At 63.5% G+C, this 24600-nt stretch carries 21 protein-coding genes and 1 tRNA gene; 12 read left to right on the top strand and 10 right to left on the bottom strand.

Features of this window, described 5'->3' with window-relative positions; all coding sequences use genetic code 11:
* Nucleotides 1-12 precede the first annotated feature (12 nt).
* Nucleotides 13-1176, top strand: coding sequence for an alpha-hydroxy acid oxidase (locus tag ASC48_RS07000; RefSeq protein ID WP_055455050.1), 1164 nt, complete (start codon nt 13-15; stop codon nt 1174-1176).
* Between the two features lie 18 nt (nt 1177-1194).
* Here ASC48_RS07000 and ASC48_RS06995 read toward each other — a convergent pair whose 3' ends face one another.
* The gene (locus ASC48_RS06995; protein ID WP_055455049.1) at nt 1195-1896 is read right to left on the bottom strand and encodes a type 1 glutamine amidotransferase; all 702 of its coding nucleotides are present in this window, start codon (nt 1894-1896) and stop codon (nt 1195-1197) included.
* A gap of 125 nt (nt 1897-2021) precedes the next feature.
* Between ASC48_RS06995 and ASC48_RS06990 the strand changes: the two genes are divergently transcribed.
* Both ASC48_RS06990 and ASC48_RS06985 read left to right on the top strand, forming a co-directional pair.
* The gene (locus tag ASC48_RS06990) at nt 2022-2588 is read left to right on the top strand and encodes a hypothetical protein (RefSeq protein WP_244270016.1); all 567 of its coding nucleotides are present in this window, start codon (nt 2022-2024) and stop codon (nt 2586-2588) included.
* A gap of 118 nt (nt 2589-2706) precedes the next feature.
* Nucleotides 2707-3624: a DMT family transporter gene (locus ASC48_RS06985; protein WP_055455047.1), complete on the top strand. Its 918-nt coding sequence runs from the start codon at nt 2707-2709 to the stop codon at nt 3622-3624.
* A gap of 9 nt (nt 3625-3633) precedes the next feature.
* Here ASC48_RS06985 and ASC48_RS06980 read toward each other — a convergent pair whose 3' ends face one another.
* Nucleotides 3634-4509 carry a LysR substrate-binding domain-containing protein gene (locus ASC48_RS06980; RefSeq protein WP_019963218.1) on the bottom strand — a complete coding sequence of 292 codons (876 nt, stop codon included), beginning with the start codon at nt 4507-4509 and terminating at the stop codon, nt 3634-3636.
* A 232-nt stretch (nt 4510-4741) separates the two neighbouring features.
* Between ASC48_RS06980 and ASC48_RS06975 the strand changes: the two genes are divergently transcribed.
* A complete protein-coding gene (locus ASC48_RS06975; RefSeq protein ID WP_055455046.1) occupies nt 4742-5074 on the top strand; it encodes a DUF1127 domain-containing protein in 333 nt (110 codons plus the stop codon).
* Between the two features lie 134 nt (nt 5075-5208).
* Here the strand turns inward: ASC48_RS06975 and ASC48_RS06970 are convergent, their stop codons facing one another.
* The 5 genes from ASC48_RS06970 to ASC48_RS06950 form a co-directional block, all read right to left on the bottom strand.
* Nucleotides 5209-6045: a DUF937 domain-containing protein gene (locus ASC48_RS06970; RefSeq protein ID WP_055455045.1), complete on the bottom strand. Its 837-nt coding sequence runs from the start codon at nt 6043-6045 to the stop codon at nt 5209-5211.
* A gap of 138 nt (nt 6046-6183) precedes the next feature.
* A complete protein-coding gene (locus ASC48_RS06965; protein ID WP_055455044.1) occupies nt 6184-7557 on the bottom strand; it encodes a glutamate--cysteine ligase in 1374 nt (457 codons plus the stop codon).
* Between the two features lie 83 nt (nt 7558-7640).
* Nucleotides 7641-8402 carry a 16S rRNA (uracil(1498)-N(3))-methyltransferase gene (locus ASC48_RS06960; RefSeq protein WP_055455043.1) on the bottom strand — a complete coding sequence of 254 codons (762 nt, stop codon included), beginning with the start codon at nt 8400-8402 and terminating at the stop codon, nt 7641-7643.
* Nucleotides 8403-8507: 105 nt separating this feature from the next.
* Nucleotides 8508-11630 (bottom strand): efflux RND transporter permease subunit, encoded by a 3123-nt coding sequence (locus ASC48_RS06955; RefSeq protein WP_055455042.1) that lies wholly within the window; start codon nt 11628-11630, stop codon nt 8508-8510.
* Nucleotides 11631-11632: 2 nt separating this feature from the next.
* Nucleotides 11633-12769: an efflux RND transporter periplasmic adaptor subunit gene (locus tag ASC48_RS06950; protein ID WP_055455041.1), complete on the bottom strand. Its 1137-nt coding sequence runs from the start codon at nt 12767-12769 to the stop codon at nt 11633-11635.
* Here ASC48_RS06950 and ASC48_RS19750 point away from each other — a divergent pair.
* The 3 genes from ASC48_RS19750 (at nt 12756) to ASC48_RS06935 (ending at nt 16560) form a co-directional block, all read left to right on the top strand.
* Nucleotides 12756-13613 carry a TetR/AcrR family transcriptional regulator gene (locus ASC48_RS19750; protein WP_208975580.1) on the top strand — a complete coding sequence of 286 codons (858 nt, stop codon included), beginning with the start codon at nt 12756-12758 and terminating at the stop codon, nt 13611-13613. The two genes, ASC48_RS06950 and ASC48_RS19750, sit on opposite strands and share 14 nt — an antisense overlap.
* Nucleotides 13614-13663: 50 nt before the next feature.
* Nucleotides 13664-15274, top strand: a complete 1611-nt coding sequence (gene xseA, locus ASC48_RS06940; RefSeq protein ID WP_055455040.1) for an exodeoxyribonuclease VII large subunit — start codon at nt 13664-13666, stop codon at nt 15272-15274.
* Between the two features lie 131 nt (nt 15275-15405).
* Nucleotides 15406-16560 carry an acyl-CoA dehydrogenase family protein gene (locus tag ASC48_RS06935; RefSeq protein ID WP_055455039.1) on the top strand — a complete coding sequence of 385 codons (1155 nt, stop codon included), beginning with the start codon at nt 15406-15408 and terminating at the stop codon, nt 16558-16560.
* Nucleotides 16561-16740: 180 nt separating this feature from the next.
* Here ASC48_RS06935 and ASC48_RS06930 read toward each other — a convergent pair whose 3' ends face one another.
* Entirely contained in the window at nt 16741-18153 is a 1413-nt protein-coding gene (locus ASC48_RS06930) for an FAD-binding oxidoreductase (RefSeq protein WP_055455038.1), read from the bottom strand.
* A gap of 193 nt (nt 18154-18346) precedes the next feature.
* Between ASC48_RS06930 and fabI the strand changes: the two genes are divergently transcribed.
* Nucleotides 18347-19165: an enoyl-ACP reductase FabI gene (fabI, locus tag ASC48_RS06925; protein ID WP_055455037.1), complete on the top strand. Its 819-nt coding sequence runs from the start codon at nt 18347-18349 to the stop codon at nt 19163-19165.
* 199 nt (nt 19166-19364) lie between these two features.
* Nucleotides 19365-20003, top strand: coding sequence for a histidine phosphatase family protein (locus ASC48_RS06920; RefSeq protein ID WP_055455036.1), 639 nt, complete (start codon nt 19365-19367; stop codon nt 20001-20003).
* Between the two features lie 10 nt (nt 20004-20013).
* On the opposite strand, the gene ASC48_RS06915 is transcribed toward ASC48_RS06920, so the two are convergent.
* Complete coding sequence (locus ASC48_RS06915) at nt 20014-20271, bottom strand: DUF1344 domain-containing protein (RefSeq protein WP_055455035.1); 258 nt, start codon at nt 20269-20271, stop codon at nt 20014-20016.
* Nucleotides 20272-20489: 218 nt separating this feature from the next.
* Here ASC48_RS06915 and ASC48_RS06910 point away from each other — a divergent pair, with 218 nt between their 5' ends.
* From ASC48_RS06910 to ribB, 3 genes are all read left to right on the top strand, one after another.
* A complete protein-coding gene (locus ASC48_RS06910; protein WP_055455034.1) occupies nt 20490-21701 on the top strand; it encodes a DUF3095 domain-containing protein in 1212 nt (403 codons plus the stop codon).
* A 63-nt stretch (nt 21702-21764) separates the two neighbouring features.
* The gene (aroC, locus tag ASC48_RS06905; RefSeq protein WP_055455033.1) at nt 21765-22847 is read left to right on the top strand and encodes a chorismate synthase; all 1083 of its coding nucleotides are present in this window, start codon (nt 21765-21767) and stop codon (nt 22845-22847) included.
* Nucleotides 22848-22918: 71 nt separating this feature from the next.
* Nucleotides 22919-24238 (top strand): 3,4-dihydroxy-2-butanone-4-phosphate synthase, encoded by a 1320-nt coding sequence (gene ribB / locus ASC48_RS06900; protein WP_055455032.1) that lies wholly within the window; start codon nt 22919-22921, stop codon nt 24236-24238.
* Between the two features lie 232 nt (nt 24239-24470).
* On the opposite strand, the gene ASC48_RS06895 is transcribed toward ribB, so the two are convergent.
* Nucleotides 24471-24547: transfer RNA gene (locus ASC48_RS06895), tRNA-His, on the bottom strand.
* Nucleotides 24548-24600 lie beyond the last annotated feature (53 nt).

The following is a 24600-nucleotide window of genomic DNA, read 5'->3' as shown; positions in this document are numbered from 1 at the left end:
GGATCTGAACGCATGCCCGTAATAACCGAGATCGAAGACCTCAAGCGGCTTTACAGGCGCCGCGTGCCGAAGATGTTCTACGACTATGCCGAGACCGGCAGCTGGACCGAACAGACGTTCCGGGAGAACTCCTCGGACTTTGACGAGATCCGCCTGCGCCAGCGCATCGCCGTCGACATGGCCGGACGCAGCACTGCGGCCAAGATGGTGGGGCAGGACTGCAAGATGCCGGTTGCGCTTGCGCCCGTCGGGCTCTGCGGCATGCAGTCGGCTGATGGCGAGATCAAGGCCGCCCGCGCAGCCGAGAAATTCGGCGTGCCCTTCACGCTTTCCACCATGTCCATCTGTTCCATCGAGGACGTGGCGGAGCACACCAGCAAGCCGTTCTGGTTTCAGGTCTATACCCTGAAGGACGATGACTTCATGAAGCGCCTGTTTGCCCGTGCCAAGGCGGCAAGCTGCTCGGCGCTTGTCATCACGGTGGATCTGCAGGTGCTTGGCCAGCGCCACAAGGACCTGAAGAACGGGCTCAGCGCCCCCCCGAAGCTGACGCCCTCCTCTATCCTGAACCTTGCCACCAAGGTGCCGTGGGGCCTGGAAATGCTGCAGACCAAGCGGCGCTTCTTCGGCAACATCGTCGGCCATGCCAAGGGCGTGAGCGACCCCACCTCCTTGAGCAGCTGGACGGCGGAAGCCTTTGATCCCTCGCTGAACTGGGAGCGCATCCGCGAATTCCGCAGCTGGTGGGACGGTCCGGTCATCCTCAAGGGCATTCTCGACGCGGAAGACGCGAAGAAAGCGCTGGATGTTGGGGCCGATGCCATCGTCGTATCCAACCACGGCGGCCGCCAGCTCGACGGCGCCCTCAGCTCCATCCGGACCCTGCCGAAAATCATGGATGCCGTGGGGGACAAGATCGAGGTCCATCTCGACAGCGGCATCCGCTCCGGTCAGGACGTGCTGAAGGCGCTGGCCCTCGGCGCCAAGGGCACCATGATCGGCCGCGCCTTTGTCTACGGTCTGGGCGCCATGGGCGAGGCCGGGGTGACCCGCGCCCTTGAGGTGATCCACAAGGAGCTGGACATCACCATGGCGCTTTGCGGCGAGCGCAACGTCAAGGATCTGGGCCGCCACAACCTGCTGCTGCCCGCGGACTTCGCCGACCGCTGGCGCTGACGAACGGCCGGGTCCGCCTCACCTGAGCAGGCGGACCCAGTTGGCGGCAAGGAGGGCGCCTGTGGCATCGGCGCGGGGCGCGTGCCGGGCAATCTCGGCTTCCAGCCGCTGCGCCCAGTCCGGAGTGTTTTCGGCGATCATGCCGGCGAAATCCCGCGACCAGTCGCGCACTTCGGGCTCGGCCGCCTCGAAATGGAACTGGATACCATAGGTCGCCGCGCCCATGCGGAAGGCCTGATGGCGTGTCTGGGCGCTTGTGGCCAGATGCACCGCGCCTTCGGGCAGATCAAATGTGTCATTGTGCCAGTGGAACAGCGGCGCGCCCTCCCCCAGCGCCGACAGCACCGGATCCGCCTTGCCCGCATCGGTCGGCGTCACGTCATGCCAGCCGAATTCGATGGGCCTGCCGATGATGTTGCGCCCGCCGAAGGCACGGGCGATGAGCTGCGAGCCAAGGCAGATACCCAGCACTGGCCTCTGCTCTTCGTGGAAATCGCGGATCAGATTGCAGATCTGCGGCAGAAAGGGCGAGCCCTCGTCATCCAGCGCGTTCTGCCCGCCGCCAAAGACGGCAAGGCCGGAGAAACGCTCAGCGCGCTGCGGCACCGGCTCCCCTTCGAAGGCCTTCACCACGGTCACTTCGGCCCCCGCATCCTGAAGGGCGCGGCCGACCTGGCCATGAGGTGTGAGCGGATAGTTTTCGATGACAAGAACGCGCATGGGGTCTCCGGCGGGTATCGGCTGCGCCTGCGAATGTGGCAGTATGGCTGTCTTAGTCAAGCGAAGGCAGTAGGGAGACAACCGCAATGCCGCTGCCGAACAGGGTCTGGCCAGATGGAAAACTGATGGCCCATCCGGCCCGGGGCCTGCTGATGGGCAACCGGGGCGGCCAGATCCATGATCCGCAAACCCGGACGATCCGGCGGCAACAAGCCTCCCGGCGCTGGATCTGTTGCGTCCCCTCCTTCAAGGGCCGCCGCCGTGAGGTGATGCGAGCGGGCTATACGGAACTGTTCTTCCTGGATGAGGTGACGGCTCTTGCCGCCGGGCACCGGCCCTGCTTTGAATGCAGACGGGCGGAGGCGCAGGCCTATGCCACGGCGGCGGCCCGGCATCTTGGCCTTGAGGCCGTGTCCGGTGCGGACTGGATGGACCTGCAGCTGGCACCCGAGCGCGGCCCGCGCTGGCAGGGCAAGCCTGCTGATGGCGCGGCTCTCATGTCCCTGCCGGATGGCACAATGCTGACGGACGGAGCCGGATTTCTCGCCCTCAAGTCAGGCCGCCTGCTGCGCTGGAGCCCGGAGGGATATGCGGCCACGAGTTCCGTCTCTCGCCTTCATGTCATCACCCCGGCGCTGTCTCTTGCGGCCCTGTCTGGCGGATATCAGCCAATCTGGCATCATACATCCTGAAGCTTCATTGTGGTTTCATTCACAAACCAGATCGGTTGCTTCAACGACTATCATTTGAATTTCCCGCCACCACGGCGCATTCTCCCGGCCCGGATACCCGGCAGAAGAGAGATTTGAAATGACGATGGCTGAAAGCCGGATTGCAGCCCCCGCCTCCCCGCTGACCTCGAAGGACCTTGGCCTTTATGGTCTCACCGTCTTTTCCTGGGGCTTCAGCTGGATCGCCATGAAGGGGCAGGTGGCGAATGTCGCCCCCGAAGTTTCCGTGTTCTGGCGTTTCGCGCTGGCTGCTGCCGTGATGCTGGGCTGGAGCGTGATCCGGCGGGAAAGGCTGGCTTTTCCCATGAAGACACACCTGCGCTTTGCCGTGCTCGGGCTTTTCATCTTCTCCACCAACTTCACCCTGTTCTATTACGGCGCCAAATATCTGCCTTCCGGCCTGCTGGCCGTGGTGTTCTCGCTGGCTTCCGTCTTCAATCTGATTCTCGGCGTGGTGCTGTTCCGCCAGAGGCCGAAGCTGATCATTCTGGGCGCCGGGATCATCGGCTTTTCCGGCATTGCCCTGATGTTCTGGCCGCAGATTGCAGGGGCTGAACTGAACCTTGATGCGCTGAAGGGCCTTGCCCTGTGCACGGCCGGCACCCTGTCCTTCTGCCTCGGCAACATGGTGTCTTCATCCAACCAGACGGCGGGCATCAGCATCACTTCCGCCACCACATGGGGCATGATCTATGGCGCGGCGCTGCTCGGCACCTTCAGCCTGCTGCGCGGCGACAGTTTCGCGGTAGAGCCGACACTCACCTATCTCGGCAGCCTCGCCTATCTGTCGATCATCGCTTCCGTGCTGGCCTTTGCCTCCTACCTGACGCTGCTCGGCCGTATCGGTCCGGCGCGGGCGGGCTATTCCACGGTCATCTTCCCCGTGGTGGCGCTGACGGTCTCCACCATCTTTGAAGGCTATGTCTGGACCTTTGCTGCCCTGCTCGGCCTCGTCCTCGTCATCGCCGGCAATGTGATCATGCTGCGCAGCCGGTAAGCGGCAGGCCTATTCCGCCGCCTGCGGCACCGACAGGTTGTCGAGAGACGAGATGATGTGTTCCACCAGCGCTTCCGTCACACGGGAATGCTGGTGCCAGGAGCGCATGACGGCAATCTCGCACTCCGGCAGCTTGGGAAAGCCATCAGCTTCCGCCAGAACCCTCATGCCGGGACGCAAGGCCGATTCGGGCAGCACCGAGACAGCCAGACCCGCAAGAACGGCAGCACCGACGGCGGTGGAGTTCCAGCTGGAATAAAGCAGCCGGTGCTCCCGCCCGACCGAGCGCAGCGCCAGAAGCGCCGCACGCCGCCAGCCGCAGGTGGCACGGCCAAGCGCCAGCGGCAGCACGTCCTCATTCTCCACCGCATGGCGGGCTGACGTGACCCAGAGCAGCGGCTCGCGCCGGATCACCTCGTCGCGCTGGCCGCCGGGCTTTTCAACGTGGGTGATGATCGCCACATCCAGCTCATTGGCGACGACGAGATCGATGAGGTTGGCAGTCGGGGCACAGACCACGCTGACCTCGGCCTTGGGATTGGAGCGGGAGAACCGAGCCAGAATTTCCGGCAGGAAGCGGTCGGCATAATCATCCGGCGTGCCCAGCCGCACCATGCCCTGCACTTCAGTTTCGTCGAAGGCGGCCAGCGTCTCGTCATTCAGCTGCACCAGACGGCGGGCATAGTGCAGCAGCTTCTCCCCCTCTTCGGTGAGACGCGACAGGCGCCCGTCGCGCATGAAGATGGGGCGGCCGATTCTCTCTTCCAGCCGCCGCATCTGCATGGACACGGCGGACTGGGTCTTGTGCACCATCTCCGCCGCGCGGGTGAAGCTGCCATATTCGGCGATGGCCACAAACGTGCGCAATTGATCGAGATCGAGCATCAAACCCTCGCCATACAGATGCCGGAGGCGCAGAAATACAGGACTTTTCCTGCATTGCGGCGCCTTCCATCACCAACATTGATCAAACCCATTAAAAACATTCGTTAGATAAATTCAAGCGGCTCTGACATGGTCCCCCTATCGGAAGAGCGTAAAATTACTGAGCCCGGCCGACGAATATGACAGACCATGACGGGAGCAAAGCCTCCCGGAGACGAAGGAGTTTGACGCCATGTACGCCCCGCTCAAGACGCAGCTGATCCACCGCATCGCCGGTATCGCAGCGCGAGCATGGCGCGTGGTGCGTAACCGCCATCAGGCGGGCAAACTCAATGACCTCACAGATGCTCAGCTCGCAGATATCGGGCTGACAAGGGGGGATGTTCGCGAAGCACTTGCGGCGCCCTTCTTCCGTGATCCGTCGTTTGCCCTGACCAAGGCCTCCCGGAGCAATGCACAGGCACCGCAGGCACAGGTTCCGGCCAGCATCGTGCTGATCCCGCAGCCTCAGAAGGCCGCACCCGTCTTTGCAGCATCCAACGCAGGCCCGCAAATGGCTGCCTGAGACTGATGGACGGGATCTCGCCTGCCGCTGTCCCCCCGCGCAGGCTGTGAGATCTGGTCCATCGCCCTACCCCGTCGGCGATTGCCTTGCCGACAATACCTGGCCCGCCTCCCCCGGCGGGCCTTTTTTTTGCCTCACGCCCGGCCTGGCAAGGCAGAGGGGCCGAAACGCTCGAACAGGCCTTCGATCGCCTTCATGTGGTTTTGCTGAAAGGCGCGCCCGGCGGACAGCCAGTCTTCAACAATGGATGCACCCGGCACCGGCGCCTGTGCGGCCCCCTCCGGCTCGGGTACGCTTTCAGGAGCTGGAGCCGGTTCAGGCTTTCGTGCCGCCGCCGGGCGGACTGGAGCCTCGGGCGCGGCTGGAGCCGGCGCAGGCTGCGCGCCTCCGCCCTGCCCTGCGGCAGGCATCCCCCAGAAGCTGGCCGCCTTGCCGGCCGCATCGGCGGCGGAACCGAAGAAGCCCGACCAGAATGACTGCACCGCTTCACCATAGCCCGCCATCATCGCCACACCCGGCGTGGGCTTCGGGCGGCCGCGGGCATAACCGGCCATGAAGGCATCCAGCAAATCTCGCGCCTGCCCTTGCAGGAAAGGCCGGGCCACATTGCCAAGCGCCAGCGTTGCGGCAACGGGCATCAGCGCGGCCACGGCCTCCTGCTGCACCCCCGTGAAAGCCGAAATCTGCGATGCCACCGCCTTCTGCAGCGGATCGGAGCCATAGAACCAGGGCACGGGCGCCGCCGAGAAGGGCTCGGCCATCACGGATGGCGCCTGTCCCTGCAGGAAGCTCATGAAGGACTGGAACGCGTTGGGCGTGGCCGTCGTGTGCTTGAGGCCGGTGAAGGCGGTGGGGATCAGCGCACCCATGGCCCGGGCCACATCTGCCTCATTGAGGCCGAACTGCTGGCGCACGGCATCAACAACCTGTGCGGGATCGAAGGAGAAGGGATGACCTGCCATGCCGTTCATAATGCCTCGCACCGGATCGTGAGCTTTCCCCATGATCCGCGCAACGGCGGCGCACGTCAAATGGCGCTTTGCGCCTGAGCCGCTTCCGGCCCGCCCATCAACAGGGAGTTGAGGGGCAGGCCGGTCAAACGGGTCTCTTCAGTAAGCGTAATCCGCATAGGCGCGGGTTACATCGCCCTGCCATTCGCCGTGGAACTTCGCCAGCATCTGGTCTGCCGGGGAAATGCCGAGGGCCAGCGTCTCTTCCACGGTGGCCAGATGCACCCGCTCGTCCTGGCCGCCGTCATTGAGGCGGGCGCGGCGCTTCAGGCCTTCCAGCGACAGGGCCGTCATCTGGCGGGCGAGATCCAGAACCTTGCCCTTCCGGAACGGCGTCTGAAGACCATGGATGGGCACACCATTGCGCAGGGCAAGGCGTTCTTCCGCCGTCCAGTCTTTCACCATCTGCCAGGCATCCTCAAGGATGCCCTTGTCATAGAGCAGGCCCACCCAGAGCGCGGGCAATGCGCAGATCTTGCGCCACGGGCCGCCATCGGCGCCGCGCATCTCCAGATATTTCTTCAGGCGCACGTCCGGGAACAGGGTGGACAGATGGTTGTTCCAGTCACCTATGGTCGGCAGGCCATCCGGCAGCCGGTCCTTCAGCGCCCCGTTCATGAACTGGCGGAAGGTGGTGTCCGTCGCATCGTGATAGGTATCGCCGCGCTTGACGAAATACATCGGCACGTCGATGGCCCAGTTCACGTAGGCTTCAAAGCCAAAGCCGTCCTCGAAGGCAAAGGGCATCGGCCCGGTGCGGTCGGCGTCCGTGTCTTTCCAGATTTCGGCGCGGAACGACTGGAAGCCATTCACCTTGCCTTCCGTGAAGGGCGAATTGCCGAAGATCGCGGTGGCCACCGGCTGCAGCGCGAGGCTGACGCGCAGCTTCTTCACCATGTCGGCTTCGCTGGAGAAGTCGAGATTCACCTGAATGGTGCAGGTGCGGTACATCATGTCGAGGCCGAGCGAGCCGACCTTCGGCATGTAGTTGGTCATGATCGCATAGCGCGACTTGGGCATGACCGGGATCTGGTCCCGCCGCCAGTCCGGTGTGAAGCCGAGGCCCAGGAAGCCGATGCCGAGCGGTTCGGCAATCTCGCGCAGCTGCGCCAGATGCGCATGGGTCTCGCGGCAGGTCTGGTGCAGATTGTCGAGCGGCGCCCCCGACAGCTCGAACTGTCCGCCCGGCTCGATGGATATGGCGCCGCCGGCAACCGGATCGGCAAGGCCGATGATCTTGTCACGGTCCGAGATGCGCTCCCAGCCCAGCATGGTCTCCATGCCCGTCAGCAGAGCCTCGATGCCGCGCGGCCCCTCATAGGGAACCGGAGAGAAATCCGCCTTGTAGAAGGGAAACTTCTCGTGCTCGGTGCCAAGGCGGAAGCCGTCTTCCGGCTTGCAGCCCGACTCCAGATGTTCAGCGAGTTCACGGACGCCCGAAATCGGGGTGGAATCAACGGTATCGCGGGCCATGCGTCGTCTTTCAAACTTGAGATCGGCGCGCACATTACCGGGGGCCTGCGCGCCACACAATCAAACTTGTTTGATGAATGGGGTTACCAATCGCCAATTACCGATTGAACAATCGCCAGCGCGGCCACAGCGGCCGTGTCGGCGCGCAGAATCCGCGGTCCGAGCGGAATGGCGGAGACGAAGGGAAGGCTCTTCAGCTGCGCGCGTTCGGCTGCCGAAAAGCCGCCTTCCGGGCCGATCAGGACAGCTGGCGGCACAGTGGCACCCCCTTCGTCCCTGAGGGCTGAGAGCAATTGCAGCGGGTTGGCGCCCTCATCGCTTTCGTCGCAGAAGATGATGCGCCGTTCCCCTTCCCGCGCTGTCCAGTCCGCCAGCACGGCAGCAAGAGATCGCGGCTCTTCGATTGCTGCAAGGCCAAGGATGCCGCATTGCTCCGCAGCCTCGATCACATTGGCGGTCATGCGTTCGGTGTTGACGCGGGTTGCCTGGGTGTGGGCGGTGATGACCGGCACCAGCCGCGCCGCTCCCATCTCCACCGCCTTCTGCACCATGTAGTCCAGTCGGGCATGCTTCAACGGCGCGAAGAGATAAACGAGGCCGTCAGAGGACGGCTGAGGCCGTGTCTGCTCATGCGGGCAAAGCAGGACGCTCTTGCGGCTGGGCAGCTTCAGGCGTGCACGCCATTCCCCGTCCCGGCCATTGAACAGCAGTACCTCGTCACCCTCTGCGAGCCGCAGCACGTTCAGAAGGTAATTGGCCTGGGTCTTGTCTGCGGCAATTTCTGCATCCGGGGCAAGCGCAGCCTCCACAAACAGGCGCTGCATGCGGAATTCGTATTTGGCCATGGGCGTCATCCTGATTGGACAGGGGGCTGGTGGCTTGCAGAACAAGCGGGAACGCCGCCCCTTTGTGGGGGGCGGCGTCCAATCATTCAAGCCTTGAGGCTCAAATCAGGCCGTTGCCGGGCCCTCGCCTGCGCCATGGGCATTGCCATGGCCCGCCGGCTTATGGTGGCCGGCTGCGGGCACCTCATCGTCCTCGTCCGTCTTCTTGTGGTCGCCGTGACCGATGTACATGTAGAACATCGGCACGACGAACAGGGTGAAGAGCGTGCCGACCGCAAGGCCCGAGCTGATCACCAGACCGATCGAGTAACGGGCCGCAGCGCCGGCACCTTCCGACATGACGAGCGGAAGGACGCCCAGCACCATGGCGCCAGTGGTCATGAGGATCGGGCGCAGACGCTCACGCGCTGCTTCGATCATCGCCTCCTGCTTGCTCAAGCCGTGCTGTTCACGCTGGGCATTGGCAAACTCGACCATGAGAATGCCGTGCTTGGTGATGAGGCCCACAAGGGTGATCATGCCCACCTGCGTGTAGATGTTGAGCGTTCCCGCCCCCATGAACAGCGGCACCACGGCACCGAAAATCGACAGCGGCACCGACATCATGATGATGAAGGGATCGCGGAAGCTTTCGAATTGGGCCGCCAGCACGAGATAGATCACGATCACCGCAAGACCGAAGGCCATGATGATGGTGTTGCCTTCGTTCACCTCAAGGCGCGACTGGCCGGCATAGTCCTCGAAGAAGCCTTCCGGCATTTCCTCGCGGGCGATCTGCTGCAGGGTCGCAAGGCCGTCACCCGTGGTCACGCCCGGCATCGGCAGAGCCGACAGGGTTGCCGAATAGAGCTGGTTGAACTGCTCTTCAGCCACAGCCGTTGCATTGGTCTCGATCTTCACCACGGAGGACAGCGGCACCATGGCTCCGCTCGCCGAGCGGACATAGAGATCCGCCAGGCGTTCGGGGTTCATGCGGAACTGCTTGTCCACCTGCGGGATGATTTCGTAAGCGCGGCCATCACGGTCGAACTTGGCAACCTGGGCATCACCCACAAGGATGTTGAGGGTCTGACCGATGGTCGAAACCGGCACGCCCAAGGCGGCTGCACGGTCGCGGTCGATGGTGACCGTGGTCCGGGGCTTCTCGAAGGACATCGAGTTCTGCACCACGATGAACTTGCCCGAAGCAATCGCACGCTGCTTGACCTGCTCCGCCACTTCATAGACCTGTTCGGCGGAACCGGTGGTCTGAAGGACGTACTGGATCGGCAGGCCGCCGCCGCCGCCCGGAAGGGATTCCGGCGCGAAAACGAAGGCTTCCACACCCGCAGATTTCCGCAGGCCTGCCTGCACGATCTGCTGGATCTCCTTCTGCGACTGTTCCCGCTCACCCCAGGGCTTCAGCACCCAGATGGCGAACGCGCTGTTGGTGCCGCCGAAACCGACGATCTGGAACCGCGTGTCCACACCCGGCGCATCATCGGTCAGTTCATAGAACTGGTTCGTGTAGAGCTCGGTGTAGTCGGAGGTTGCGTATTGCGGAGCCGTCACAAGCGAGAACAGCGCGCCCTGATCTTCTTCCGGAGCAAGCTCGGAGGAGATCTTGACGAACATGAAGCCCGTCAGGCCCATCAGACCGATGACAACAATGAGGGTGACCGGCTTGTAGTTGAACGAAGCCTTGAGGCGGCGTCCGTACCAGGTGGTAAGCCGGGAGAAGATCCGGTCCACGAACTTCTGGAAGCCGCTCTGTTCCGCCGTCAGAAGCCGCGAGGACATCATCGGCGACAGCGTCACCGCGACGAATCCGGAGATGAACACGGCACCGGCCAGCGTGAAGGCGAACTCGCGGAAAAGCGCGCCGGTCAGGCCCTGTGCAAAGCCGATCGGCGCATAGACGGCGCCCAGCGTGATCGTCATGGCCACCACCGGCCCGAAGATTTCCTTCATGCCGATGATTGCCGCCGGAATGGGCTTGAGGCCTTCCTCCAGATGCCGGTGAATGTTCTCCACTACTACGATGGCGTCATCCACCACGAGGCCGATGGCAAGCACCATGGCCAGCAGCGTCAGGGTGTTGAGCGAATAGCCCAGAGCCCAGAGGAAGAAACACACACCGATGAGCGACAGGGGGATGGTCACAATCGGGATGATCACCGAGCGGAAAGACCCGAGGAACAGCAGGATCACCAGAATCACGATGATCACGGCTTCGCCGATGGTCTTGAACACTTCCTCGATCGAGGCGCTGATGAACTGGGTCGAGTCATAGGTGATCACGACCGACATGCCCTCGGGCAGGTTTTCCTGCAGCTTGGGCAGTGCATCGCGGATGCCCTGTGCCGTGTCGAGCGGGTTGGCGGACGGCGTCGGCATGATGCCGAGGAAGATGCCGCCCTGCCCGTTGAAGGACACGCGCACGTCGGTGCTCTTCGAGCCGAGTTCTGTGCGGGCCACGTCACGCAGGCGCACCACTTCGGTGCCATCGGAGCGGATCGGCAGAGCACCGAAGGCTTCCGGCGTCTGCAGCGTGGTCTTCGTCTCGATCTGATAGGCGACGTATTCGTTTTCCGTCTTGCCGGGAGCAGACAGGAAGTTCGCGCTCTGGATGGCCGAAAGCACCTCCGCTGCCGTCACATTGCGGGCGGCGAGCTTGATGGGATCGATCCAGATACGCATCGAGAAGGTCTGCTCACCAAGGATCTGCGCATCCGCCACGCCCTCGACGATCGAAAGCTGCGGCTGGATCACACGGGAGGTGAACTCGGTGATTTCCTGCGGCGACATCACATCCGACAGCACGGTGAGATACATGATGGCGAAGGACTGGCCGGTGCCCTTCTGGATGACCGGATCTTCGGCCTCCGTGGGCAGCTGCCCACGCACCTGCTGCACCTTGGAGATGACCTCCGTCAGTGCCTTGTCCGGGTCAGAATTCAGCTTCATGTTGACCGTGACGGTCGAAACGCCGAGCGTACTCTTGGACGACACATAGTCCACGTTTTCCGCCGAGGCGACAGCCTTGGCGATAGGCGTGGTGATGAAGCCCTGAATGAGGTCCGCACTGGCACCGACGAAGGCCGTCGTCACGGTGATCACCGTTTCGTCGATCTTCGGGTACTGGCGGATGGACATGTTCAGGATGCCCTGCGCGCCCATCAGCAGGATCAACACGTTGACCACTACCGCCAGCACAGGCCGCCTGATGAAAATTTCGGAGAAATTCATTCTTACTCTCCGGTCGTCATGCCCGTGGCATTGGGCATGATCGTATTGTCGATGGTCACGCTGTTGCCGGCGGCAAGCTTGTTCTGCCCGGCATTGACGATCACATCGCCGGCGGAAACGCCCTTGCTGACCTCGATCCGGCTGCCGAAGCGGCGGCCTGCGGTGACGAACACCTGCTCGACGATCTGCTTCTTCGGCGCGTCAGCTGCGGCACCTTCCTCCGGCTTGGCATCGACCACACGGAAGACGTAGGTGCCATAGAGGCTCTGCACCACCGCCGTCTGCGGCAAGGCAATGACGTTCTCCTCGGCCGGCAGTACGACATCGACAAAGACGAACTGGCCGGGGCGCAGCAGGCCTTCCGAATTGTCCACTTCCGCCTGCAGCGAGACGAGGCGCGACTGCGGGTCGATCTTGGGATCGATACCCGTGATCTCGCCGCGGTGGCTGAACCCGCCTTCCGTCAGGCTTGCCCTGATCTCCTGGCCAATGCTGACGAGCGGAAGCTGCTGCTCGGGGATGGTGAAGTCCACCTTCATGACCTTCAGATCCTGAAGCGTGGCAATCGTGGTGCCTGCCTGCAGGAACTGGCCCTCATCAACCTTGGCAATGCCGATGGTGCCAGAGAAGGGCGCAACGATCTTCTTCAGATTAATGGCCGCCTGCACGCGCTCAACCTGCGAGCGGGAGGCGTCCAGCGCTGCCGTGGCATTATCCAGCTCCGAAGTGGAGCTGAAGCCACGGGTGTTCAGCGCAGAGGCACGGCTCAGCGCCTGTGCGTCACGGGCCTCGTTCGCCTTGGCGGCGATCATGTCGGCCTGTTCGGTCTCATCATCGAGCTGCACCAGCAGCTCGCCCTTTTCAACGTCCTGATTGGAGGTGAACAGGATTTCCTTGATGATGCCCGACGTTCTGGCCGGCACGTCCACGCCCTGACGCGCGCGGATCGTGCCGATGGATTGGATCACGGGCTCTACCCGCTCCGGCTCAACGGTCAGCGCCGAAACGGTGATCGGCGGACGCGGCTGCGCGAAGAACGCCTGAATCATGCTGGCGCGGAAGTTGTCGAACCACCAGGCGCCGTATCCAAGGCCACCTACGATCGCAATGGCAATAAGCCCGATAATGAAACGTTTCATCTGTTTCCCGGTCATGCGGCGAACCGGCCGCTTTCTAATGCGACTGCTCCCCTGCAGTTTCCTGCCGGGCTTTGCCGCGGATAGTATCGCTGGAGCGGCGGATTTTCGATCACTCTTTATAGGGGTAATCACCAATCTGCGCTCAGTGACTTGCAAACTTTACCGTCCAGACGGTAAAGTCAAGATGACGCAATGCGGAAAATGGCAAACATCGGCGGTGAATGTGACTGAAGTGCAACAGGGCTCAAGGCAGGCAAAGCGGGAAGCGACACGGGAGCGGCTCATTGATGCAGCCGTGGAACTCGTCTACGCAGAAAGTGCCCGAAAACTGTCGCTTGAAGCCGTTGCCGAAAGAGCTGGCGTCTCCAAGGGCGGGCTGCTTTATCACTTCAAGTCCAAGTCCGATCTCCTGCGCGCCATGGTCGAGCGGCATATGGCAATGGTCAGCAAGTCGGTCAGCGAGGCTTTTGAGGAAACCTTGCGCGACAACAAGCCCAATGCCCTGATGCGAGCCTATCTGATTGCCGTGGCGCGGGACGTCTGCCCCTTGAGCGAACCACCTGCCGGAATGCTTGCCGCCATTGCCGAGGAGCCCGAGCTGCTGGCGCCGGTCAAGGCCCACCACATCAGCCTCGTGCGCGAAATCCGCGCGACCTGCGAAACGCCGGAGCTTGCGGAGGTTGCCTTTCTGGCGATCGAGGGTGTCTGGCAGCTGATGATGTTTTCCGTCTGCCCGTTCTCGGAGGAAGAGATCCTTCAGCGGCTTGACCTCCTTTCCGAGCTTCTGGCCAACCCTCCGGCCGCATTCACAGGCAATCGGGAGCAGGACGCCCCGCGCTCTTGACCCCGGCGGCCCGTCCGTCCACCTTGGCGCCAACAGGCAGGACGAGTGGCGTGACCGAAGCATCCCCGAATTCCAACATCGCCGAATTCACGGTTTCCGATATCTCCTTTTCCATCAAGCGCACGCTTGAGGATGCTTTCGGCTATGTGCGGGTACGCGGCGAATTGGGGCGCATCTCGCGGCCCGGCTCCGGGCACATCTATCTCGACCTCAAGGATGACCGGTCGGTGCTCTCAGCCGTCATCTGGAAAGGTGCCGTCTCCAAGCTGAAGATCCAGCCGGAACAGGGGCTGGAGGTGATTGCCACGGGCAAGGTCACCACCTTCCCCGGCCAGTCGAAATACCAGATGGTCATCGATGCGCTGGAACCGGCGGGTGCCGGGGCGCTGATGGCGCTGCTGGAAGAGCGCAAGCGCAAGCTCGCAGCTGAGGGCCTGTTCGCGCCCGAGCGCAAGAAGCCGCTGCCCACGCTGCCGCGCGTCATCGGCGTCGTCACCTCACCTACGGGAGCAGTGATCCGCGATATCCTGCACCGCATCTCCGACCGCTTCCCGCTGCATGTGCTGGTCTGGCCCGTGCGCGTACAAGGCGAAACCTGCGGCGCGGAAGTCGCCAACGGCATCCGCGGCTTCAATGCCTTGCCCGAGGGCGGGGCCATTCCCCGGCCAGACCTTATCATCGTTGCCCGCGGCGGCGGCAGCCTTGAGGATCTGTGGGGCTTCAACGACGAGGCGGTTGTCCGGGCAGCTGCCGAAAGCGCCATCCCGCTGATCTCGGCTGTCGGCCACGAGACCGACTGGACGCTGATCGATCTGGCCGCAGACCTGCGCGCCCCGACACCCACGGGCGCGGCCGAAATCGCCGTGCCGGTGAAGGCGGAGCTGATGGCCTCGCTCAACGATCTGAACCGCCGCCTTTCCGCCGGGCTCTTGCGGCTGGTGGCCAGCCGCCGGACGGAGCTGCGCGCTGCCGCCGCCGCCCTGCCCGCCCCGCGTGACCTTCTGGCCCTGCCGCGCCAGCGCTTTGACTTTGCCGCCGGCAATCTGGAGCGGGGGCTATCCGTCAACACCCGCGCCCACCGCACCCGGCTGATGCGCGCCGAAGCCCTGCTCACACCGCTGACGCTGGCCCGCCGCACCACGCAGGCCCGTGACCGGCTGACCGGTCTCGAAGAGCGGCTGGCCCGTGCCCTCACTGTTGCCATCGCCAGCCAGTCGCAGCGGCTCAACGCCGTCTCCGGCCGCCTGACGCCCGCTCCGCTGATCCGTCAGATCCGGCTGGGGCAGGAGCGGATTGGCACGCTGTCCGCCCGGCTGGACCGCACAGGCCAGCAGCTGACGCAGGAGCGGCGTGCCCGGCTCGACAGTCTGTCCAAGCTGCTGAAGTCCCTGTCCTACAAGGATGTGCTGTCACGCGGCTATGCGCTCGTACGCGCTGCCGATGGCCAGCCGCTGCGCAACCCCGCCGATGCCCCCGCAGGCACCTTGCTCTCCATCGAACTGGCAGGCGGTCAGATCTCCGCCGAAGTGGTGGAGAGTAACGGCCCCGCATCTTCTTCCGCCAGCAGCAGCACCGTGCTGCCTGCAAAGAAGCCCCGCGCAGCTAAAGCCGCCGCATCGAAGCCGGATGCACCGGCTTCCAATCAGGGCAGTCTGTTCTGAGGGCAAAGATCCCGGGGAAATTTCGCAGGGCGGCTGTCCGCCATTTGGAGGGTTCCCGGCCAATGGACAGGTTCTGCCCCCTTCGCTAGCTTTCGCGCAGGATCCGGCCTCATTGCGGGAGCAGAAAAGCCATGCATTTCGACCTGACCGAGGAACAGAGCCTCATCGCCGAAACCGCCCGCAAACTGGCGGCGGACCGGCTGGCGCCGCTGGCCGAAACGCTGGACCACGGCGGCGGACGCGAGGCGTTTCTGGAGAATCTGAAGGCTCTGGCCGAAAACGGCTTCATGGGCCTGAATGTGCGGGCAGACTACGGCGGTGCGGAAGCTGGGACGCTGGCCTTTGCGCTCTCCGTCGAGGCTCTGGGCCAGGCCTGCGCCTCAACCGGCGTCACCGTGTCGGTGACCAACATGTTGGGCGAGGTCATCCAGGCTGTCGGCAACGAAGCCCAGCGCGCCGCCTATCTGCCCAGGCTCACCGATGGCACCTATGCAGCCGGCGGCTTCTGCCTGACGGAAGCAGGCGCTGGCTCGGACCCCGCCGGCATGAAGACCCGCGCCGTGAAGGATGGGGACAGCTACATCCTCAACGGCGCCAAGCTCTACATCACCTCCGCCGAATATGCGGGCGTCTTCGTCGTCTGGGCCGTCACCGATCCCGCCGCGCCGAAGGGCAAGGGCATCTCCTGCTTCCTCGTCGAGGCAGGCACGCCGGGGCTCATCATCGGCAAGGCGGAAAGGAAGATGGGCCAGACGGGCTCAGCCACCAACGAGGTATTGTTTCAGGACTGCCGCGTGCCCGCCTCTGCCCTGATGGGGCAGGAGAACCAGGGCTTCCGCGTTGCGGTGGGAGAACTGGCGGGCGGGCGCATCGGCATCGCCGCCCTGTCGCTCGGCATTGCGCGTGCCGCCATGAGCGCGGCCAAGGCCTATGTGAAGGAGCGCCAGCAGTTCGGCGCACCCCTGTCGGACATGCAGGGCATCCAGTGGATGATCGCCGACCGGGAAACCGAACTGGAAGCTGCCCGCCTTCTCATCCTGCAGGCGGCATGGCTGAAGGATCAGGGCCGCCCCTTCGCCCGCGAAGCCTCCATGGCCAAGCTCTTCGCCTCGGAAGCTTCGCAGAAAGCCACATACACCGCCCTGCAGCTCCATGGCGGCGCCGGTTACATCAAGGACTATCCGCTGGAGCGCTACGCCCGCGACGCCCGAATCACGACGATCTACGAAGGCACCAGCGAAATCCAGCGCCTCATCATCGCCCGGGAAACACTGAAGGGGATTTGAGGGGCAGAGATTGGCGGAAAGGCACGCGCCTCTCGTCCTCTCTCCGTCTTGCCATGGCTTGACCATGGCAAGACGGAGACTGTGGGGCTTACGGCCTACCTCTAGTCCGTTAGAAAGAAGCCGGCCGAGTCCCGCAACACACTCGTCGCTAAACTCAGGCCAGCCCCACTCTTTGTTACCTTACAGCACACGTCCCGGATTGAGGGTGTTCTTCGGGTCGAAGGCGGTTTTGATGCGTTGCATCAGGTCGAGTTCCAGCTCGCTCTTCACCTGCTTCATCAGATCGCGCTTCAGGCGGCCTATGCCGTGTTCGGCGGAGATGGAGCCATTGAATTCGTGCACGATACCGTGGACCAGTTCGTTCATCTCGTCCCAGCGCGCGATATAGGCTTCCTTGTCGGCGCCAATGGGCTGGCTGACGTTGAAGTGGATGTTGCCATCGCCCAGATGACCGAAGGGCACTGGGCGGCAGCCGGGCACCATGGCTTCCACGGCGGCGATCGCCTTGTTGAGGAAGGCCGGGATTGAGGCCACCGGCACGGACACGTCATGCTTGATCGAGCCACCCTCGGCGCGCTGCACTTCCGACATGCCATGGCGGATGTGCCAGAAGTCATTGACCTGCTGCAGGCTTTCTGCAAAGGCTGCATCCTCGACAACGCCCTTCTCGAAGGCCTCGCCCAGAATGGACTCCAGCAGGTCGCGCACAGGGAAGGCTTCGGTACCCGAGGAAAGTTCCATCAGCACATACCAGGGATGGCTGCCGGACAGCGGATCGCGGGCGCCACTGAGATGGCGCAGGCAGAACTCCAGGCCGATGCGCGGCATGATTTCAAAGCCGGTGAGAATCGGTCCGGCTTGCCCCTTGGCGAGCGAGAAGAGCTGCAGCGCGTCTTCCGGGCTCGCCAGACCAACAAAGGCGGCTTCCAGTTTCTTCGGTTTGGGGAAAAGCTTCAGCGTGGCAGCCGTGATGACCCCCAGAGTGCCCTCTGCGCCGATAAATAATTGTTTCAGATCATAACCGGTGTTGTCCTTGCGCAGGGCGCGCAGGCCGTTCCAGATGTCGCCGTTTGCCATCACCACTTCGAGGCCGAGAACCAGATCGCGGCTGTTGCCATAGGCCAGAACCGCGGTGCCGCCGGCGTTGGTGGAGAGGTTGCCGCCGATCTGGCAGGAGCCCTGCGCGCCGAGCGAAAGCGGGAACAGCCGGCCAACCTTTTCCGCCTCGCGCTGCAGCGCTTCCAGCACCACGCCGGACTCCACCGTGATGGTGAAACCGTCTGGATCGACGTTGCGCACCTTGTTGAGGCGGCCGAGCGAAAGGACGATCTCATCCCCGGATTCCTGCGGGATCTGGCCGCCGACGAGGCCGGTGTTGCCGCCCTGCGGCACGATCTTGAGCCCCTGCTCATCGGCATAGCGCAGCACCGCGCTGACCTCTGCCGTGGAGCCGGGACGCAGCACCATCGGGGTCACCCCCTGATAAAGATCGCGCCACTCCACGAGGTAGGGCGCCTTGTCCGAGGCAGCAGTCAGAACATTGGCAGCGCCGATGATTTCGGCAAAGCGGGCGGCGTGGGCAGTATCGGCCATGACGGGCTCCCTGAAGGTCCGGCCCCGGCAGGGGGGCAAAACTGACGACAGCGCGCCGCTATCATATCGCAGGCCGCCGGTCCAGCCGGAGCTTTGCCACAGGCGCGGCAGCAGACTTGAAGCGGGCAACTGCGTGTGCCATAGGAAGCCAGCCCGCCGGGCAGACGGTTAAGGAAGTCATCTGGAGAAAAACATGGCGGAAACGCACGGACTGATGAAAGGCAAGCGCGGCCTCGTGATGGGCGTTGCCAACAACCGGTCGATTGCCTGGGGTATCGCCAAGGCCCTCTCGGATGCAGGCGCTGAAATCGCCCTCACCTACCAGGGCGAGGCCCTTAAGAAGCGCGTCGAGCCGCTGGCCGAACAGCTGGGCGCCATCGTCGCCGGCCATTGCGACGTCACCGACGCTGCCAGCATTGACGACGTGTTCGCCCTTCTGGAAAAGACATGGGGCAAGCTCGATTTCCTCGTCCACGCCATCGCCTTCTCCGACAAGGAAGAGCTGACCGGCCGCTATGTGGACACCACGCCGGGCAACTTCGCCCGCACCATGGACATTTCGGTCTATTCGCTCACCGCTGTCACCCAGCGCGCCGAAAAGCTGATGACCGATGGCGGCTCCGTGCTGACGCTGACCTATTACGGCGCTGAAAAGGTGATGCCGCATTACAACGTCATGGGCGTGGCCAAGGCGGCTCTGGAAGCCAGCGTCAAGTACCTGGCGGCTGACCTCGGCCCGCAGAACATCCGCGTCAACGCGATCTCCGCCGGTCCGATCAAGACGCTCGCCGCCTCCGGCATCGGCGACTTCCGCTACATTCTGAAGTGGAACGAGTACAACGCCCCGCTGCGCCGCACGGTCACCATCGAGGAAGTGGGCGATGCAGCCATGTTCCTCCTGTCCGACCTTGGCCGTGGCATCACCGGCGAAGTGCAGCATGTGGACTGCGGCTACCACGTCGTCGGCATGAAGGCCGTGGACGCACCGGATATTTCGGTGGTCAAGGAGTGATCTTCAGGTCCGGACCTGAAGCATGATTGAAGGGCACCCCACCGGGTGCCCTTTTTGCATTTGGACTGCCCTCATTCCGGTCTCGCAAAATTTACCGGGCCGCTTCCGCCGGGCACATGGCTTGTTTACAAAGCCATGGCATTCTCGCACAGCAGCATCCAGTGCCCCGCCCGCTGCGTATCTTCCCGAAAGAGACCTCATGGCCGACCTCACCGAGACCGGAACGCTCCGCATGAAGCTGCAAGTTTCCAAACTGCTCATCTTCATCCGTCACGGCCAGACCGACTGGAACGCGGAAGGCCGGATGCAGGGCCAGAAGGACATTCCGCTCAATGACACAGGCCGTGTTCAGGCCCGCCGCAACGGCCAGGCATTGGCCTCGTTCCTGGCGCATGAAGGCATTGATCCGGCGGAACTGCGCTTCATCGCCTCGCCCCTCGGCCGCACCCGCGAGACCATGGATCTGATGCGCGAGGCCATGGGTCTGCCCGCCGGAGGCTATGAGCTGGAGCCCCGCGTCAAGGAAATCACCTTCGGAGATTGGGAAGGGCGCACCCTTGAGGAACTGGCGGCGAGCGATCCCGAGCTCGTTGCGCAGCGCCGGTCCGACAAGTGGGGCTTCGTGCCGCCGCAAGGCGAAAGCTACGCCATGCTGTCGCAGCGAATCAGCGGCTGGCTTGCCGAGCAGACGGAGCCCTCGGTCTCCGTCATTCATGGCGGCGTGATCCGGGTGCTGCGCGGCCTGCTGGAGGACATTGCCCCTGCAGAGATCCCGAGGCTCGATGTGCCTCAGGATGTTGTCTATCTGTGGAAAGATGGAAAGCTCAGCCTGATCTGAGAGGCTGCCCTCAGCTTTCGATCTGCAGATCGTAGAGCTTCCGCTGGCCGCCCTCGACGTCATAGAAGACGCGCACCTTCTGGCCCGGCTTGATGTCATCGACGAAGAAATCCACCGGGAAGGTGTAGGTCGTCCCGTCGGTCATGGTGATGGTGGCGGTGTCCACGTTGATCTGGGCGATCTCCCCGGTTGCTTCGTCAGCGAGAGCTGCCGAACTTACCAGCCCAAACAGGCCAAGGGCGATCAAACCTGCACGCACATGCTTCATTCTCTTCTCCGGTCTCTCGGCGGGTGCCGGCCGCTCATGGCAGGTCCGCCATGGGTAGGGCATCCGAAGGTTTGGCCGTCCAGTCCTTGCCCGCATTCCATGACCTGCCTATGTCAGCATGCGAAGCACCGGCACGACTTTAAGCAAACCTGTAAGGGAAACTGAAGGCGTTTTCTTGGCAGGAAAGGGATATCACCGGAGGAAGGCATGCCACCATCATGAAAATCGGCGCACAGACCGGCAGTCCCGCGAGTTTTTATGCCCTCCTCCCGGCCTTCACGGAGTTTGCCGGTGTTGCCGATGCAGGCGGCTATGCCCCGGTTCCCGATGACTGGATTGTCTGCATCGCCGACATCCTGCAGTCCACCGCCGCCATTGCAGCCGGGCGCTACAAGGATGTGAACATGGTAGGCGTGGCGGTGATTTCCGCCCTCACCAACAAGCTCGGCGTCGATCAGGTGCCCTTCGTCTTCGGCGGCGATGGTGCCACCGTGCTGGTGCCGCCGGAAGCGCGCGGCATTGCGGCCGAGGCGCTGGCCGGTGTCGCCCGGCTGGCCGGACAGGTCTTTTCGCTGGATCTGCGCACGGCACTCATCCCCGTCAGCGCGTTGCGCGCCCGTGGCACGGATGTGCTGGTGCGCAAGTTCGAGCTGAGCCCCGGCAATTATCTGGCCATGTTCTCCGGCGACGGGCTGCAGCTTGCGGAAACCATCCTGAAGGATCCGGACGCGGTGCACCCCTTCCTCTCCGGCGTCGAGGCCCCCGCCGATCCCGACCTCACCGGCTTTTCCTGCCGCTGGGAGCCCCTGCCCTCCCGCCATGGGCAGATGGTCAGCCTGATGGTGCGGCCTGCGACGACAAGCGATCCGGCAGCGCTCAAGACCCTGATGAGCGGCCTGCGCCAGGCAACGGGCAGCGATCCGCAGGCAGCGCAGATGCCGGAGGCCCCGGTCACGCCGCAAGCCCTGTCGCTGCGTGCGGCCCCGGACACCCTGGCCCGGGAAGCCCGGCTGCTCGGCGGCGGCAAACTCCGCCTGAAAGAGGTGCTGAAGATCATTCTCGGCGTGGCGGCCGTGCGCTTTTCCCGCTGGACCGGCTGGACCATAGGGCCGCTTAAACCTTCGGAATATATGCAGGACATGCTGACCAACACCGATTACCGCAAGTTCGATGACACGCTGCGGCTGGTGCTGGATCTGAACGAGCAGCAGATCAGCGGCCTCAAGGCGTTTCTGCAGGCGGAGTTTGCTGCCGGGCGCATCATCTATGGCCTGCATCAGTCAGACACCGCGTTGATGACCTGCCTTGTCTCCGACATGGCCGGTCGCCAGCATGTGCATTTCGTGGATGGCGCCGATGGCGGGCTCTCCGTTGCCGCAAGGGCCTTCAAGGAGCGGCAGCAGCAGCTTCAGAACGCGCAGGCCATTTGACCGCGGGGCATTTCCCACCTAAGACACTGGCCCAGAACTGTTACGATCAGCCACAGGCTTTCCATGTCGCACAATTCCTTCGGCCACCTCTTCCGTTTCACCACCTGGGGCGAAAGCCATGGGCCGGCGATCGGCTGTGTCGTGGATGGCTGCCCGCCGCTGATCCCGCTGACGGAAGCCGACATTCAGGGCTTCATGGACAAGCGCAAGCCAGGCCAGAACCGCTTCACCACCCAGCGCCGCGAACCGGACGAGGTGAAGATCCTCTCCGGCGTGATGGTGGATGAGGACGGCGTGCAGAAGACCACCGGCACGCCTATTTCCCTCTACGTGGAAAACACGGACCAGCGCTCCAAGGATTATTCCGAGATCAAGGACCGCTACCGTCCCGGACACGCCGATTACACCTATGACGCCAAATACGGCATCCGCGACTATCGTGGCGGCGGCCGCTCTTCGGCCCGCGAAACCGCCATGCGCGTTGCCGCCGGGGCCGTTGCCCGCAAGATCATCCCGAATGTCACCATCCGCGCAGCGCTGGTGCAGATGGGCCCGCACAAGATCGATCGCAACAACTGGGACTGGGCGGAAGTGGACAACAACCCCTTCTTCTGCCCCGACGCGAAGATGGCGGCGTTCTACGCGGATTATCTCGACGGCATCCGCAAGGCCGGCTCTTCCATTGGCGCGGTGATCGAGGTGGTGGCCGAAGGTGTGCCCGCAGGCCTTGGCGCCCCGCTCTATGGCAAGCTGGATCAGGACATCGCCAGCGCGCTCATGTCCATCAACGCGGTGAAGGCCGTGGAGATCGGCAACGGCTTTGCTGCCGCCAGCCTGACGGGTGAAGAAAATGCCGACGAAATGCGCGCCGGCAACGCCCGCCCGCTGTTCCTCTCCAACCACGCCGGCGGCATTCTGGGCGGCATCTCGTCCGGCGAGCCGATTGTGGCGCGCTTCGCGGTGAAGCCCACCTCCTCCATCCTCACCACGCGCCAGTCGGTGACCCGGCAGGGGGACGAAGTGGATGTGATGACCAAGGGCCGCCACGACCCCTGCGTCGGCATTCGCGCCGTGCCCGTGGGCGAGGCAATGATGGCCTGCGTGCTGGCAGACCATTTCCTGCGCCATCGCGGACAGGTTGGATAATCTTTCAGCGAAACTGAAAACAGGATGTTCTTTTTCTTGCGGCTGAAAGCGCGATGCGCTAGCGTCAGCGCATGAGACTAGATCATTGGCTTGCAGCAAACGGAGAAAGCCGCAGCGCATTTGCGCGGCGCGCTGGCCTGTCACCGGCTTCGGTGACCGCTCTGTGCAACGATCCCGGCGCCTGGGTATCGCGTGACATGGCACGCAAGATTGCCGTGGCAACCGGCGGCGGCGTTACGCCCAATGACTTTCTCGGCCTTTCCATCACCAAGGAGCATCCCGTGTCCCAGGCCCGTGTAGCCGAAGCGATCCGTGCCTTTGAGCGCGGCGAGATTGTTGTCGTCACAGATGACGACGACCGCGAAAACGAAGGCGATCTGATCGTTGCCGCCACCAAGGTGACGCCGGAGCAGATGGCCTTCATCGTGCGCCACACCTCCGGTATCGTCTGCGCGCCAATGACGCTGGCCGCCGCCAAGCGCCTGCGCCTTGACCCGATGGTCTCGAACAACGACGCGCCGCTGTCGACCGCCTTCACCATTTCCGTCGACTACCGCCACGGCCTGACCACCGGCATTTCGGCGGATGAGCGCTGCGCCACGGTGCGCGGACTGGCGAACCCGAATGCCGGACCGTCCGATTTCGTCCGCCCCGGCCACATCTTCCCGCTGATCGCCAAGGAAGGCGGCGTGCTGATCCGCTCCGGCCATACGGAAGCCGCTGTAGACCTCTGCCGCCTGGCCGGCCTGGAGCAGGTGGGCGTCATTTCGGAACTGGTGAATGATGACGGCACCGTCAAGCGCGGCGCGCAAGTGGCCGAATTTGCTGCCGAGCACGACCTCAAGATGGTGTCCGTGTCCGACCTCATCGCCTGGCGCCAGCGAACGGAAAAGCTGATCGAGCGCGTCAACGAGCAGCCGATCCAGACCGTGGCCGGTCCGGCCTATGCGATCACCTATTCAACACCCTATGATCCGATGCACCACGTCGCCATCGTCTATGGCGACATCCTCGACGGGCGCAGCGTGCCGGTGCGTCTGCAGCTGGAATCGGTTCTGGACGATGTGTTCGGCGCCGCTCAGCCGCTCGACGCGGTGATGAAGAGCTTTGCGGACCGGGGACGCGGTGTCATCGTGTTCCTGCGCGAGGGTTCGGTCGGCGTTGCCCGCCAGTCCCGCCGCCAGCGCACGGATCTGGAAGCTGCCGAGTTTGAAGAGCACGGTTCGGCGCAGGTGCGTCAGGAACAGTGGCGCGAGGTTGGCATCGGCGCGCAGATACTCAAGGATCTCGGCGTCACCTCCATCCGCCTTCTCTCCTCCCGCGAGCGCCACTACGTCGGCCTCGAAGGCTTCGACATCAAGATCGAAGCCACCGAAATCCTGGAAGCCTGAGGCTTTACGGAAGACACCAAAAACGCCGCAGCTCATCCCTGCGGCGTTTTTTGTTGTGCGACATGCCCTGCCTCTCCCGTCATTCCCACGAAGGTGGGGATCCAGTAGCCCTGAAGCCGTAACGGCGAAGACAGGGCATACTAGATCCCGGTCTTGCCGCTGCGCGCCAAACCGGAATGACAGCCGTGTCATGACAACGGCGCTTCAAACACATAATTCATGGAATGAGAAATGGTACAGACGGGTGGATTCGAACCACCGACCTTCGGAGCCACAATCCGACGCTCTAACCAACTGAGCTACGTCTGCACGGGCTGAGAGGGCAAGCCTCACGCGTCAGCGCTTCCGCGAGTTCGAGGCCC

Source organism: Pannonibacter indicus, from assembly GCF_001418225.1.
GTDB classification, from domain to species: domain Bacteria; phylum Pseudomonadota; class Alphaproteobacteria; order Rhizobiales; family Stappiaceae; genus Pannonibacter; species Pannonibacter indicus.
This window is presented reverse-complemented; position numbering and strand designations above follow the sequence as displayed.